This window comes from Syntrophus sp. (in: bacteria), from assembly GCF_040768185.1.
GTDB lineage: Bacteria > Desulfobacterota > Syntrophia > Syntrophales > Syntrophaceae > Syntrophus > Syntrophus buswellii.
The window spans coordinates 71,117-84,045 of the sequence record NZ_JAXGNC010000007.1; the positions used below are offsets into that span (position 1 = coordinate 71,117).

General features: G+C 55.3%; 16 protein-coding genes, 1 tRNA gene and 2 pseudogenes. 13 read left to right on the top strand and 6 right to left on the bottom strand.

Annotated elements, in window-relative coordinates; all coding sequences use genetic code 11:
* The first annotated feature begins 44 nt into the window (after window positions 1–44).
* Together AB3175_RS08580 and AB3175_RS08585 are read left to right on the top strand one after the other, a co-directional pair.
* Window positions 45–896 (top strand): AAA family ATPase, encoded by an 852-nt coding sequence (locus AB3175_RS08580; protein ID WP_367360531.1) that lies wholly within the window; start codon window positions 45–47, stop codon window positions 894–896.
* A gap of 12 nt (window positions 897–908) precedes the next feature.
* Window positions 909–2,105: a VWA domain-containing protein gene (locus AB3175_RS08585; protein WP_367360532.1), complete on the top strand. Its 1,197-nt coding sequence runs from the start codon at window positions 909–911 to the stop codon at window positions 2,103–2,105.
* A gap of 115 nt (window positions 2,106–2,220) precedes the next feature.
* Here the strand turns inward: AB3175_RS08585 and AB3175_RS08590 are convergent, their stop codons facing one another.
* The gene (locus AB3175_RS08590; RefSeq protein WP_367360533.1) at window positions 2,221–2,760 is read right to left on the bottom strand and encodes a hydrolase; all 540 of its coding nucleotides are present in this window, start codon (window positions 2,758–2,760) and stop codon (window positions 2,221–2,223) included.
* A gap of 45 nt (window positions 2,761–2,805) precedes the next feature.
* Window positions 2,806–3,015, bottom strand: coding sequence for a hypothetical protein (locus AB3175_RS08595; RefSeq protein ID WP_367360534.1), 210 nt, complete (start codon window positions 3,013–3,015; stop codon window positions 2,806–2,808).
* A gap of 160 nt (window positions 3,016–3,175) precedes the next feature.
* Between AB3175_RS08595 and AB3175_RS08600 the strand changes: the two genes are divergently transcribed.
* Together AB3175_RS08600 and AB3175_RS08605 are read left to right on the top strand one after the other, a co-directional pair.
* Window positions 3,176–3,340, top strand: a complete 165-nt coding sequence (locus AB3175_RS08600; RefSeq protein ID WP_367360535.1) for a hypothetical protein — start codon at window positions 3,176–3,178, stop codon at window positions 3,338–3,340.
* A 337-nt stretch (window positions 3,341–3,677) separates the two neighbouring features.
* Window positions 3,678–3,953: an HU family DNA-binding protein gene (locus tag AB3175_RS08605; protein WP_367360536.1), complete on the top strand. Its 276-nt coding sequence runs from the start codon at window positions 3,678–3,680 to the stop codon at window positions 3,951–3,953.
* 463 nt (window positions 3,954–4,416) lie between these two features.
* Here the strand turns inward: AB3175_RS08605 and AB3175_RS08610 are convergent.
* From AB3175_RS08610 to gltX, 4 genes and pseudogenes are all read right to left on the bottom strand, one after another.
* Window positions 4,417–4,614, bottom strand: a pseudogene (locus tag AB3175_RS08610) (tyrosine-type recombinase/integrase); the annotation flags it as partial.
* A gap of 3 nt (window positions 4,615–4,617) precedes the next feature.
* Window positions 4,618–4,773, bottom strand: a pseudogene (locus AB3175_RS08615) (transposase); the annotation flags it as partial.
* A gap of 229 nt (window positions 4,774–5,002) precedes the next feature.
* Window positions 5,003–5,077 (bottom strand) — tRNA-Glu (locus AB3175_RS08620).
* Window positions 5,078–5,127: 50 nt separating this feature from the next.
* Entirely contained in the window at window positions 5,128–6,546 is a 1,419-nt protein-coding gene (gltX, locus tag AB3175_RS08625) for a glutamate--tRNA ligase (RefSeq protein WP_367360537.1), read from the bottom strand.
* A 200-nt stretch (window positions 6,547–6,746) separates the two neighbouring features.
* On the opposite strand from gltX, the gene AB3175_RS08630 reads away from it, so the two are divergent.
* From AB3175_RS08630 to AB3175_RS08670, 9 genes are all read left to right on the top strand, one after another.
* Entirely contained in the window at window positions 6,747–7,280 is a 534-nt protein-coding gene (locus tag AB3175_RS08630) for a DUF177 domain-containing protein (RefSeq protein WP_367360538.1), read from the top strand.
* A 144-nt stretch (window positions 7,281–7,424) separates the two neighbouring features.
* On the top strand, window positions 7,425–7,610 hold the full coding sequence (gene rpmF / locus AB3175_RS08635; protein WP_367360539.1) for a 50S ribosomal protein L32: 186 nt from the start codon (window positions 7,425–7,427) through the stop codon (window positions 7,608–7,610).
* Between the two features lie 174 nt (window positions 7,611–7,784).
* Window positions 7,785–8,027 (top strand): acyl carrier protein, encoded by a 243-nt coding sequence (acpP, locus tag AB3175_RS08640; protein WP_367360540.1) that lies wholly within the window; start codon window positions 7,785–7,787, stop codon window positions 8,025–8,027.
* 187 nt (window positions 8,028–8,214) lie between these two features.
* A complete protein-coding gene (gene fabF / locus AB3175_RS08645; RefSeq protein WP_367360541.1) occupies window positions 8,215–9,456 on the top strand; it encodes a beta-ketoacyl-ACP synthase II in 1,242 nt (413 codons plus the stop codon).
* A gap of 6 nt (window positions 9,457–9,462) precedes the next feature.
* The gene (rpiB, locus tag AB3175_RS08650; RefSeq protein ID WP_367360542.1) at window positions 9,463–9,927 is read left to right on the top strand and encodes a ribose 5-phosphate isomerase B; all 465 of its coding nucleotides are present in this window, start codon (window positions 9,463–9,465) and stop codon (window positions 9,925–9,927) included.
* A 114-nt stretch (window positions 9,928–10,041) separates the two neighbouring features.
* The gene (glyA, locus tag AB3175_RS08655; protein WP_367360543.1) at window positions 10,042–11,295 is read left to right on the top strand and encodes a serine hydroxymethyltransferase; all 1,254 of its coding nucleotides are present in this window, start codon (window positions 10,042–10,044) and stop codon (window positions 11,293–11,295) included.
* A complete protein-coding gene (locus AB3175_RS08660; protein ID WP_367360544.1) occupies window positions 11,292–11,744 on the top strand; it encodes a cytidine/deoxycytidylate deaminase family protein in 453 nt (150 codons plus the stop codon). Before glyA ends, AB3175_RS08660 begins: the two co-directional genes overlap by 4 nt.
* A complete protein-coding gene (nrdR, locus tag AB3175_RS08665) occupies window positions 11,741–12,211 on the top strand; it encodes a transcriptional regulator NrdR (protein WP_367360545.1) in 471 nt (156 codons plus the stop codon). Before AB3175_RS08660 ends, nrdR begins: the two co-directional genes overlap by 4 nt.
* Window positions 12,212–12,222: 11 nt before the next feature.
* Entirely contained in the window at window positions 12,223–12,870 is a 648-nt protein-coding gene (locus tag AB3175_RS08670) for a riboflavin synthase (protein WP_367360546.1), read from the top strand.
* The last annotated feature ends 59 nt before the right edge of the window (window positions 12,871–12,929 follow it).

Consider the following 12,929-nt stretch of genomic DNA (forward strand, 5'->3'; position numbering starts at 1 on the left):
TGCAAAAAATCGGGTTGATTCCCGGAGTTCAAGGAGTTTCCGTTATGAGTGAAAACAAGTCGTTACACCGGTTCGAGGGGGCCTCGAAATATATTCTCGACGAGGAGCTTTCCAAAATCGTCAATGTCTCCATTGCCATTGAAATGCCGCTGCTGCTGAAGGGTGAGCCTGGTACGGGAAAGACCATGCTGGCCCATGCGATCGCAGAAAGCCTCAACATGCCGCTCATTGTCCTGAACGTCAAATCCAGCATGAAGCTGCTGGAGGCTCTCTATCAGTATGACACCCTGACGCGTCTCAATGACAGCCGTTTCGGTGATTCTAAACGGGATGTGAGCGATATCGAAGAGTACATCAAGATGGGCAAGATCGGCCAGGCCTTTGTGGCCGATGAGCGCACGGTTCTGCTCATCGATGAAATCGATAAGGCGGATACGGATTTTCAGGACGACATGCTCGACGTGCTGGACCAGATGCAGTTCGACATCATCGAAATCGACAAGACGATCAAGGCGAAGCATCGGCCGGTCATCATCATCACGTCCAACGCCAAGAAGGACCTGTCGGACCCCTTCCTGGGGCGCTGCAACTTCCATCACATCGCTTTCCCCGATCCCGATGTCATGAGGCAGATTGTGGATGTCCATTTCCCCAGCATCAATGACGACATGGCGGAGGCCTGCATCGCCACCTTTTACCGGCTGCGGGAATTCCGAGGCATCGAGAAGAAGCCGGCCACGCGGGAACTGATCAACTGGATTCGCGCCCTCAAAGCGGATCCGGACTTCAAGGTCGGCAAGCTGCGAAGGGGGGATTCGCCCTACCTCGGCATCCTGTTCAAGAAGAGCGCGGATTTGAATCTTGCCGCCCAACAGATGTCACGCCTGAGAATGTAAGGGGGGATTTTCTTGTTTACGCAATTTTTTTACACCCTGCGCGAGAAGGGGATCCCGGTATCCCCGACTTCCTTCCTCCGGCTGCAGAAGGCGTTGGGATTGGGGATGGTGACCTCCCTCGAGGATTTTTACACGGTGGCCCGCTCTATCCTGGTCAAGAGTGAGCGCTATTTTGATCTCTATGATCAGATCTTCGCCTATCATTTCAAAGGGGTGGCCCTGGAGGAGCCCGATATCGAGGAAATATCGGACGTTGTTCGGGCCATGCTGGAGGACTGGCTGAATAAGGATCCCGGGGCGTTGGCCCGGGAGCTGGGCATCGACGAGCAGGAGATGCAGAAAATGACCCCGGAAGAGCTGGTGCAGTATTTCCTCGATCGCCTCAAGGACCAGACAGAGGAGCACCACGGGGGACACAAGTGGATCGGCACCGGGGGGACCTCACCCGTCGGCCATTCAGGTTACCATCCGGGAGGAATGCGCGTTGGCGGCCGTTCCCGGAACAAATCGGCCATCAAGGTGGCCATGGACAGGCGTTATAAGTCCTATTCCCTGGAAGGCCCTCTGACCCAGCGCCAGATGGGCGAGGCCCTGAAGCGTCTGAGGCGCATGGTTCCCGAGGGGCCGAAAGACATCGTCAATGTGGACAAGACCATCTATGAAACGATGCGCAATGCCGGCGAGGTCGAGATTGTCTTTGACCGCCGGATGACGGACCGCCTCAAGGTGATCCTGATGATCGACAACGGCGGCTGGTCCATGGATCCCTATATTCAAGTGGTGCAGACCCTGTTCAGTTACGCCCGCACCCAGTTCAAGGATCTGAAGATCTACTATTTCCACAATACCGTCTACGATCATGTCTGGCAGGATCCGGAGCGCCGCCACAAGGCGGAGGCCATCGAGGATTTTCTCCGCAAGGAGCCGGATACGCGCCTGATCATGGTGGGAGACGCCAGCATGGCACCGTCGGAATTGATGCATCAGAATGGGGGGATTTACTATTTCCATCGGTCCTCTATTGCCAGCATCGAGCGGCTGAAAATGATGGCTCGGACCTTCCGCCATGCCGTCTGGCTGAATCCCCAGCCGGAGTGGGAATGGCGCCATACCTGGACCATCGGGATTGTCCAGGATGTCTTTCCCATGTTCGAGTTGACCCTGGACGGTCTGGAGAAGGCAGTCCGTCACCTGGTGTCACGCAATTAACAGTCCAGGGTTTTCTGTTTCTTATTGCAGCGGCGGCCGGCTTTTCCGCCTCCGCCGCTGAATTCGGCCCTTCCTTGCCTTTCTGTCATGCCTAACAGGGGTTTCCCCCCGCTGTCTACTTGACGATTCTGAAGATGTCTTTAAATTTTTCGGAGGCGGCTGTCCGTAAAAGCTCGAAGAGGACCGCCTCCGTGCAGGTGAGTCTGCCGCCGGCATCCCCCATCATCTTCAAACCGATCTCACGGTTCCGGGCTGTCCGCGAGGAGACGGCGTCGGCGACGATGTACACTTCGTAGCCCGCTGCGAGAAGATCCCGGGCGGTCTGGTAAACGCAGATATGTGTTTCAATTCCCGTCATCAGGACCTGTCGGCGTCCCGTTTTCTCCAGGGTTTCCCGGAAGCCGGGATTCTGGAAGCAGCTGAAGCTTTCCTTGGCGATCGGGGTCATGCCTTGGAACAGGCCGGCGATTTCAGGGATCGTCGGTCCCAGTTTGGCCGGAATCTGTTCGGTGACGATCAGGGGGATGTCAAAGGTCTGTATCCCCTGGATGATTTTCCGAACGTTTTCAAACAGGGATCCCCGGTCGTCCATGGCCTGTGCCAGATTGCCCTGGAAATCAATGACGAGCAGAATGGTCTGATCGATAGTCAGCATGCTGAAAACCCTCCTTTATCCTTAAAAGCGCTGGGCGCTGTTGCGTTATAGTGGGCCATCGGTTCCGTTTAACCGTTCCCGGTCATTGCGGATCGCGGCAAGCTGCCGATGGATTTCGATAAGGGCCTTGTCCTGGGCGGCGAGATGATCGAGAATCGCCCGCAATTCCTCTTCCTCTTTCACATTGAGATCACGGATGTTGCAGAAGGGAGGATGCCGATGCTCATAGGGTTCGGGAAAACGCGGAGAACTCATAAATCGCACCTCTTGATTGATCCGGTGAGGATGTTCTTTCGGGTGCGATTATAGAAAGGGCCGGACAAAGTATCAAGACGGAATATCCCGACGGTTTGTTTGGAGAGGCTCATGGCATTCCTTTTGACAATTCTGCAAAGATGTTATAGCAAGTCGTCCCATGGAAAGATATAAGCAAGAACTCCTGAAGAAAATCGGCCTTACCGAAGAAGATCTGCAGAAGTCCTCCAAGCTTGTCAATCCTTCGGAGGAGCAGATCATCGACGGATTGGAAAGGCTGCTTGAAGAGCTTATCAAAGAGGAAGAACAGGAAAAGGGCGATTGAGCGCCCCCTGCCGTTTCGATGGGCTCCGATTTCATGCGCCGCGGCGTCTTCTCCTACACAGATGCCTGACTGCGGCCTTTCGTGTCGAAGTAGTGAGATCGGGCAGAGACGAACCCTCAGAATAGCCCTCTCTCATCCGGACCGCATCGACCGGGTACAGGAGCTGTAAAAGACCCTCCGGGAAGGTTTCTCGAAATATTCTTCCGCTATTTGTTGATTTAACAGAACATTTCTATTGACTTTTAGCAGAATGGCCTTTAAATGCTGATTTAGCGAGTGCGTGTGCGGTGTAAGTGTTGTGGGCAGTGACGAACGACATTGATGAGGAGGGGTAGAGATGAATAAAGGCGATCTGGTTGAAGCGGTAGCGAAAGTTGTCGGGAAAAAGAAACTGGCGAGGGAAGCCGTGGGATGTGTTCTCGAATCAATGACCGAAGCACTTAAAAAGGGCGAATCTGTAACACTCATCGGTTTCGGCACGTTCAAGGTTGCGAAAAGGGCAGCCCGAACCGGAAGAAATCCGCAGACAGGAAAACCGATCAAAATCAAGGCGAAAAAGGTCCCAAAGTTTACGGCCGGCAAGATGCTCAAGACTGCCGTGGCAAAAAAATAACGACATCCGTTCTTTAAAGAAAGGGCTTCCCGTGTTTCACTGAACATGAGAAGCCCTTTTTTTTGCGCGAGTTTTAAGCGCAGTGAATCAGCGAAGGGCAAAGCAACCATTTCCGCTTGTTTGCCGAACCGGAATGAGGCGCAGGCCGAATGGGGGTACAGAGCGAAGCGGAATATAAAGACATCTAATCACGAAAAATTATCTGTATGATGTCTATTGATAATTTCCTGTAGCCAAGCGAGGGACAGTCTCGGCCGCCGTGCAATCTTGCCATCAGATATCGTCGGGCACATGCCGTGGGTGTCTGCCCGAAGCGCAATCAAAACAGGATTCTTAACGGGCTAATTCTCAAGGAAGTGAGCCGATTCCTCAAGAAGGAACGCCGCCCCTGTTTTTCGATGAAGAATATCCTGTGAAGCGAGCCCGCCCCTCTACTCCGAGCCGTCAGAAGAAATGTCTGACATCAATCGTCGGCATTGGGCATGAGCTTATCCGGCGGACTCTGCAGACCGCGGATATCGCGGGACATCACATGGGTATATATCTCCGTTGTCTTGACATCCGCGTGGCCGAGGAGTTCCTGAATGACGCGGATCGTGACCCCGTTTTCCAGCATGTGCGTGGCAAAACTGTGACGCAGCGTGTGACATCCCACTCTTTTGGTTCATCCGGCTAATGAGTACCTCTGGGTATGCAGGTGATAGAGTCGGAGTTTGAAGTATTCCATATCCCTGAATCCATAGGCCTGCCTCTTTAAGGTTTTAAGCTTGTTGTTTGTGCCCTCAAGGGCGGCATTTGCAATGTGATGCTTGAAATAATTGAGAGATATTGTCAATAGTTGTGGTCCCTCGGTCTTAAATGACGTTCACCCGGTCAGCATCAAAAAGCTTCAGCGGTTATTGAGACACCAAACGCAGACTACAACAGGGATATACCTCAAGAAGATTGATGATCTGGCCGTTGGATTAAGGCTTTTGGAAAAGAGGGACGCACCTCGGGACACCCAAATAAAAAAGCAGTTATCTAATTAGATAACTGCATGTATTTATTGGTAGTCCCACGGGGAGTTGAACCCCGGCTTCCGGCGTGAGAGGCCAGCGTCCTAACCACTAGACGATGGGACCATGAGGGCAGTTTCTATGCAACAACACAGAAAAAGTCAAGGCAAAAGATTTCAGGACAAGCGGTGATTCCGGATGTACGACACCGCTCGCCGGATGCGTGAAGACACACGCTCTTTTCCAAGGGTCAGCATGATGTCATCGAGGCCTGGGCTGGCCGTTTTCCCGGTCAGGGCGATGCGGAGCGGCTGGGCGATTGTCTTGAGCTTGATGGACCTCGCTTCGGCCAGGTTGCGGAGAAAGGCCTCAATCCCTTCCTTGGAATAATCCGAGAGCGTTGTCAGCTCATCCGCAATGGCTCCCAGATGGTCGGCGATTTCCGGGGTGAGGAATTTTGCCGCCGCATCGGCGTCGATGGGCGGCTCATCGGTGAAATAAAAGAGGCTGGATTCCACCATTTCGGGAAGGGTCTTCGCCCGGGCCTTCAGATCACGGACAATGTGCAATCCATAATCGGAATCGGTCACGTCAAGACCTGATTTTTTCCAGAAAGGCTGAAGAACATCCAGGAGTTTCTCTTCCGGATAGGATTTGATGTAGTGCTGATTCAGCCAGAGAAGCTTGTCGGGATTGAAAACGGCGGCGGATTTGCCGATGCTTCCCAGGTCGAACAGTTCGATGAGTTCATCCAGGGCAAAGATTTCCTGATCTCCGTGAGACCACCCGAGACGAACAAGATAATTGACCAGGGCCTCCGGCAGATATCCCAGCTCCTTGTAAGCCATGACGGATGTTGCCCCGTGCCGCTTGCTGAGGCGGGTCTTGTCGGCGCCGAGGATCATCGGCACATGGCCGAACTGGGGGATCTCGTAATCCAGGGCTTCGTAAAGGAGAATCTGCCGCGGGGTATTGTTGACATGGTCGTCGCCCCGGATCACATGGGTGATGTTCATCTGGGCATCGTCGACCACAACGGCGAAATTGTAGGTCGGGTAGCCGTCGCTGCGCTGAATGATCAGATCATCCAGCTCTTCATTGTTAAAGGAAATCTTCCCCTTAATGAGGTCCTCGACGATTGTCGTTCCTGTCTGGGGGCAGCGGAACCGGACAACGGCTCCATCGGAGGGGGGAAGTTTTCTATCCCGGCAGGTTCCGTCATATTTCGGCTTCCTGCCTTCCGCAAGGGCCCGCCTCCGCTTCTCCTCCAGTTCCTCGGGTGTGCAGACGCAGTAGTAGGCCTTGTCCTCGTCAATCAGCTTCCGGATCATTTCCCTGTGGATGGTGACCCGTTCGGCCTGGAAATAGGGTCCTTCATCCCAGTTCAGCCCGAGCCACTCCATGGCATCCAGGATCGCACGGGTTGATTCCTCTGTGGAGCGCTGCTGGTCCGTGTCTTCGATTCGCAGCACGAACTTCCCCTGCGAATGCCTGGCGTAAAGCCAGCTGAACAGGGCCGTGCGCGCCCCTCCGATGTGAAGGTAACCTGTCGGCGAAGGGGCGAACCGGGTCCGAACCTGTTTATTTTTCTGCATTATATTCGTTTCCTCAGGGAATTGTAGTGTGACCTTTATAGGACCAGCGTTCATGGTTTGTCAAGGCGGTTTTCGAGCAAATTGTACTTGACAAGGATGGATATTTATAATCTAATCCTCACCTTTATATAAGAGATTCACAGGGTTACAGGTGGCATCTCCGGTTAAAAGCCTTACGATTTAATGAGTTATGGTGCATCTTGAAAATTAATGTTCTGATGGTGCCGGAAGCGGGCCTCGACCTCCATTTCGATTTTACGGAGGGCTGGTTCCGGAATTTTCTGGCGGATGGCGAGTCAGACATCCTCAGCATCCCCCAGGCAGCCGTCTCCTGTCATGTTTCCCGGGCTGGGGAGGCGGTGTTTGTCGAGGGGAAGATCAATGCCGTTGTAGAGACCCTTTGCTGCCGCTGCCTGGAGACCGTCCGGTTGCCCGTGGACTTTGATTTCCGTTACACGTTGATGCCGGTCAGAGAGAGCATGAAGGATGACGTGGAACTGCAGGCGGAGGATCTGGAATTCGGCTTTTATCAGGGAGAGGTCGTTGATCTGTCGCCTTTGATCTATGAACAGATCATGCTTCAGATTCCCATGAAGGTTCTTTGCCGTGAAACCTGCAGGGGATTGTGTCCCCAGTGCGGCGCGAATCTCAATGCAGGAACCTGCGGCTGCCGGGCGGCTCCGGGGGATGACCGATTCGCCGTTTTAAAAAATCTCAAGATTCCCGGGAAGTAACCTGAAGAAATATACCAACGGAAAGAGCTGTTTCCAAAGAGTTCACCCTTAAACGGGCCTGCGGGGCGGGATGGGTGAAGAGAGCGGTCGTAATCATTAAACACTATCAATTTTCATGACATATAAAAGGAAAGAGGGATTACCATGGCAAATCCGGTAAAGAGACATTCCAGAACAAGAAGAAATATGAGAAGGGCGCATGATTTTCTGAGCCCCGTTCAGGCTTCGGCCTGTCCCCAGTGCGGCAAATTCAAGCTGCCTCACCATGTCTGTCCCTACTGCGGGACCTACAAGGGTCGGGCTGTCATCAAAGTGGAAGACCTTGGCTGATCCGTTTTTCCGGTTGAAGCGGGGCGACTGCCAGGTGCGGTTTTGCTTCTTGAAAAACTTCAGCCGTCATGAAAAAAAACGTCTTTTAACCTGAAGCGGCGGGAACATCATCCCGGGGGATGCCGCGGAAAAGCGACTTGATTTCAGGAGCGAAAGTGCGGGGAGGAACAACAGGTGACGCTGGAAGAAAAAGTTCTAGAAATTATTGTCGAACAGCTGGAAGTGACAAGGGAGGAGTGCGTCCCTGAGGCATTCTTTATTGATGATCTCGGGGCTGATTCTCTTGATTTGGCGGAATTGCTGCTGGAGATGGAAGACACCTTCGATGTGGAGATTTCCACCGAAGAGCTCAAGAAGATCCGTAAGATCCAGGATGTAATCGATTTTCTCAAGGCGAGGAATGTAACCTGGGATTGAAAGCGCCCCGGTCCGGATCTTCGATCACGGGCGATCGGCCTGGCCGTCCCGCCTCCCCACGTTGCAGGGGCTGTGCGAGGATGACAGAGAGGAAGCCTTCAGGGGCGGGATGCTCTGTTTCAGGGCCCGGCAACCGGAACGTGACGAAGCGTCGATTTAATAAAACAACTTGAAGGGAATGCGTTCCTTGAAAAGGAGAGTCGTCATAACCGGTATGGGCGCTGTGACGCCCCTGGGAAACTCCGTTGCGGAGACATGGGCTGGAATCTGCGCGGGACGCTCCGGCATAGGACCGATAACGAAATTTGACGCCTCGGATTTTGAAACCCGCATAGCCGGGGAGCTGCAGAACTTCGATCCGATCGCTTACGTCGGCAAAAAAGAGTTGCGACGTCTCGATCCCTTTATTCTCTATTGCCTGGCTTCAGCGGAGATGGCCGCCGCCGATGCGGAGCTGACCCTTAAGGATTCCCAGGCCCATCGTGCGGGTGTCGTGATCGGTTCGGCCATCGGCGGCCTGACCACCCTGGAAAAGCAGAAGGAGATTCTCCTGCGCAGCGGCCCCCGTAAAATCTCCCCTTTCACCGTTCCTTCGGTGCTATCCAATCTGGGGGCTGGAAATGTCTCCATACGCTTCGGCGCCCGGGGACCCATCGGCTGCCCCGTCACGGCCTGCGCTTCCGGAACGACCGCGCTGGGCGACGCCTTCCGGCTCATCGCATCGGGATATGCCGATGTCGTTTTTGCCGGAGGAGCTGATGCCGCGATCACCCCGATGGCCGTGGCCGGCTTCACCGCCATGGGCGCTCTTTCCCGGAGAAACGATGAACCGCGGAAGGCCAGCCGCCCCTTCGACCTGGACCGCGACGGATTCGTCATCGGCGAGGGATGCGGCATTCTGATTCTTGAAGAGCTTGATGGCGCCAGGGCGAGAGGGGCAAGAATCCATGGAGAAATTCTGGGATACGGAACGACCGGCGACGCGTTTCACCTGGCCGTCCCGCCTCCCGGTCATGAGGGAGCGGTCCGGTGCATGCAGGCCGCCTTGCAGGATGCCGGGATCGGCCCTTCCGATGTCGATTATGTAAACGCCCACGGCACATCGACACCCCTTAACGACCGGTACGAAGTGGAGGCCATCAAAACCGTATTTGGAACCTCGGCCGGTCGACTTCTGGTCAGCTCGACAAAATCCATGACGGGTCACCTTCTGGGCGCAACAGGGGGCGTGGAAGCGATCCTTACCGCGAAGGCGCTTGAATCAGGGATCATTCCCCCGACCATCAATCTTGAGAAGCCTGATTCCGGCTTTGATCTGGATTTTGTTCCCCTATCGGCGCGGAAGAGCGATATCCGGATCGCCATGTCCAACACCTTCGGCTTCGGCGGGGTGAATGCAACCATCATCTTAGCGAAATATTTCGAGTAGACCCCTATGGCTCAAACCATCATTATCGGCGCCGATCACGCCGGCTTTCTTCTCAAGGAAGAGATCAAATCCTTCCTGGAGGAAAACGGCTGGATCGTTCAGGATGTTGGAACGGACAGCGAGACCTCCGTGGATTACCCGGATTACGGGGCGGTGGTGGCAAAATCCGTCGCTTCAGGTCTTTTTGCCCGCGGAATCCTGGTCTGCGGTTCAGGGGTCGGCATGGCCATCGTGGCCAACAAATTCGCCGGAATCCGGGCGGCGGTCTGCCTGGATACGGAGACGGCGCGGCTGAGCCGCCTGCACAACGATACCAACATCCTGATCCTCGCCGGCAGGCGGACCCGGCCCGAAACAGCCAGAGAGATCGTTGCGGTCTGGCTGGAAACACCCTTCGAAGGGGGGCGCCATCGGGGCCGCCTGGACAAGATCCGGGCGCTTGAAGACGCGCGAAGCGGCTTTGATCCGTAAGGGGGCGGGACAGATTCCTTCAGGTGTGGGTCCCACGGTATTCGATCCGGGACAAAGCGTCAACATCCGCAGAACATGCAAGATTGAACACAGAGAAAAGGGGATACAGCATTCATGTCAGTGTTAAGAGAGACCGATCCCGAAATCGCCGAGGCCATCCTGCTGGAAACTCGGAGGCAGGCTGAAAAACTGGAGCTCATCGCGTCGGAAAACTTTGTCAGCGAGGCGGTTCTTGAGGCCCAGGGATGCACGATGACCAACAAGTATGCGGAAGGGTATCCTGGAAAAAGGTACTACGGAGGCTGTGAGTACGTCGATATGGCTGAAAACCTGGCCATTGAGCGCTGCAGGAAACTGTTCGGCGCAGATTATGTCAATGTTCAGCCCCACTCGGGGACTCAGGCCAACATGGCGGTTTACTTTGCCGCCCTTTCGGTGGGAGACACCATCCTGGGAATGAACCTCGCTCATGGCGGCCACCTGTCTCACGGGAGCCCGGCCAACTTTTCCGGAAAATTGTACAACATCGTTCCTTACGGCGTGGACAGGGAGACGGAACGCATCGATTTCAACCAGGTGGAGGATCTTGCCAGGCAGCATAACCCCAAGCTGATCGTCGTCGGCGCCAGTGCCTACTCCCGGACCATCGAATTCGAAAAATTCCGGGCCATTGCTGATGCGGTCGGCGCCTTGGTGATGGCCGATATCGCTCATATTGCGGGCCTGGTCGCGGCAGGGCTTCATCCCTCGCCCGTCCCCGTCTGCGAATATGTCACGTCGACAACCCACAAGACCCTGCGGGGTCCCCGGGGGGGCCTGGTCATGTGCCAGGCGCCCTATGAGAAAACCCTTGGAAGCCGCGTGTTTCCCGGTATCCAGGGGGGGCCGCTGATGCACACCATCGCCGCCAAGGCGGTGGCCTTCAAAGAGGCCCTGACGGAGGAATTCAAGGAATATCAGAGGCAGATCGTCAAGAATGCCCAGGCGATGGCTGAGGAGCTGATTCGTCAGGGCTACCGCCTTGTTTCCGGCGGAACGGACAACCATCTGCTCCTTGTGGACCTGACGGACAAGGGACTGACCGGGAAGGACGCCCAGGAGCTGCTCGATTCGTCGGGGATCACCGTCAACAAGAACGGAATTCCCTTCGATACCCGCGGCCCCATGGTCACCAGCGGGATCCGGATCGGCACCCCCGCCCTGACAAGCCGGGGTATGAAAGAGGAGGAAATGCGGCAGATTGCCCGCCTGATTGTCGACGTTCTGGGCAACCGGGACAGCGAAAGGCATCGGCAGGAGGTAAGGGAAGAAGTGCGCCGCCTTTGCGGGAAATTTCCCCTTTATGCCAAACGGATCGAAGGCGCATGACAGAGGACCATTCCAGGCCGGACTGGGACGAATACTTCATGGATATCGCATCGCTCGTTGCCCGGCGTTCCACGTGCACAAGGCGCAGGGTCGGAGCCCTGCTCGTGAGGGAGCGCCGGATTTTATCCACGGGGTACAACGGCGCCCCTACGGGATTGCGCCATTGTCTGGAGGTCGGATGCCTGCGCGATCAGCTCAACATCCCCTCAGGGGAGCGGCATGAGCTTTGCCGGGGGCTTCATGCCGAGCAGAATGCCATTATCCAGGCGGCCCTGCACGGAGTCGGCACCGCAGGCGCGACCCTTTACTGCACGAATCATCCCTGCGGGATCTGTGCAAAGATGATCATTAATGCCGGAATCGTTTCCATCGTGATTCGGGATGGATACAGCGACAAGCTGGCCGATGAAATTTTCGCTGAGGCGGGAATCCAGGTGAAAACCCTATGAAATGCCCCTTCTGTGGCTACACGGAGAGCAAGGTGATGGATTCCCGGGTGAGCCGGGACGGCAGCGCCATCCGGCGAAGGCGGGAGTGTCTGGACTGCGGCCGACGCTTTACGACGTATGAGTACATTGAAGAAATTCTCCCGACCGTGGTCAAAACGGACGGCCGCCGGGAAGCCTTTGACCGCAACAAAATCCGGAGCGGAATCCGGAAAGCCTGCCAGAAACGGCCCATCAGTACGGAAAGCATCGAATCTCTCGTGGCGGAGGTGGAGCGCTTCTGCCAGGAGTATTCCGGCGAAGAAATTTCATCTTCAAGCATCGGTGAAAAAGTGATGCAGGTTCTCAAGGATCTGGATGCGGTCGCCTATGTGCGGTTTGCCTCCGTTTATCGGCAGTTCCGCGATGTCAAAGATTTCCTTGAGGAGCTCAAGGAATTTCAGGACGGTAAAAAAGAGGACGGGTCATAGGAAGATCGAGGATGTTTACGGGCATTATTCAAGCGATGGGGACCGTCCTGCGCCTGTCCCGGCGGGGTGAGGATGCTGTGCTGGAAATTGGGACGGACATGGATCTTTCGGATGTCCGCATCGGCGACAGCGTGGCCGTGAATGGAGCCTGCCTGACCGTTACCGCCGTGGGCCGCCGGAGTTTCAACGCCGACGTTTCCGCAGAAACGCTCTCCCGGACGGATCTCGCCTTTTTTTCACCGGGAGAGTCGGCCAATCTGGAAAAAGCCCTGCGCCCCACCGATTTTCTAGGGGGGCATATTGTCCTGGGTCATGTCGACGGCCTGGGACGGATTCAGGAGCGGACCGTCAAATCCGGTTCCGTTATTTTCCGGATTGATGTGGAGCACGGCTTGAGCCGCTATCTGGTTCCCAAGGGATCCGTGGCCGTCGATGGGGTCAGCCTGACGGTGAATCGCTGTGAAGAGCATGCGTTTTATGTTAACATGATCCCCCACACGGCGGGAAAGACGACCCTGGGATTCAAGAAAAAAGGGGACCGGGTCAATATCGAAACCGACATCCTGGGCAAATATGTGGAGCGCCTGTTACATCCCGAAGAGAAAAAGGAAGGCGGCATAACCAGGGAACTGTTGATGAAGCAGGGATTTTTCAAGTAAACTCCGGAAAGCGCGGGAGCGGGATTCGCACTGAAAGAGCGGACGCGCCGGCCGGTGCT

Excerpts from the sequence above, each read along its gene's own strand:
- AB3175_RS08660 (WP_367360544.1), top strand. The coding sequence starts at position 11,292 with ATGACAGAGGACCATTCCAGGCCGGACTGGGACGAATACTTCATGGAT.
- AB3175_RS08580 (WP_367360531.1), top strand. The coding sequence starts at position 45 with ATGAGTGAAAACAAGTCGTTACACCGGTTCGAGGGGGCCTCGAAATAT.
- AB3175_RS08600 (WP_367360535.1), top strand. The coding sequence starts at position 3,176 with ATGGAAAGATATAAGCAAGAACTCCTGAAGAAAATCGGCCTTACCGAA.
- rpmF (WP_367360539.1), top strand. The coding sequence starts at position 7,425 with ATGGCAAATCCGGTAAAGAGACATTCCAGAACAAGAAGAAATATGAGA.
- glyA (WP_367360543.1), top strand. The coding sequence starts at position 10,042 with ATGTCAGTGTTAAGAGAGACCGATCCCGAAATCGCCGAGGCCATCCTG.
- AB3175_RS08595 (WP_367360534.1), bottom strand. The coding sequence starts at position 3,015 with ATGAGTTCTCCGCGTTTTCCCGAACCCTATGAGCATCGGCATCCTCCC.
- gltX (WP_367360537.1), bottom strand. The coding sequence starts at position 6,546 with ATGCAGAAAAATAAACAGGTTCGGACCCGGTTCGCCCCTTCGCCGACA.
- nrdR (WP_367360545.1), top strand. The coding sequence starts at position 11,741 with ATGAAATGCCCCTTCTGTGGCTACACGGAGAGCAAGGTGATGGATTCC.
- AB3175_RS08670 (WP_367360546.1), top strand. The coding sequence starts at position 12,223 with ATGTTTACGGGCATTATTCAAGCGATGGGGACCGTCCTGCGCCTGTCC.
- rpiB (WP_367360542.1), top strand. The coding sequence starts at position 9,463 with ATGGCTCAAACCATCATTATCGGCGCCGATCACGCCGGCTTTCTTCTC.
- AB3175_RS08590 (WP_367360533.1), bottom strand. The coding sequence starts at position 2,760 with ATGCTGACTATCGATCAGACCATTCTGCTCGTCATTGATTTCCAGGGC.
- AB3175_RS08605 (WP_367360536.1), top strand. The coding sequence starts at position 3,678 with ATGAATAAAGGCGATCTGGTTGAAGCGGTAGCGAAAGTTGTCGGGAAA.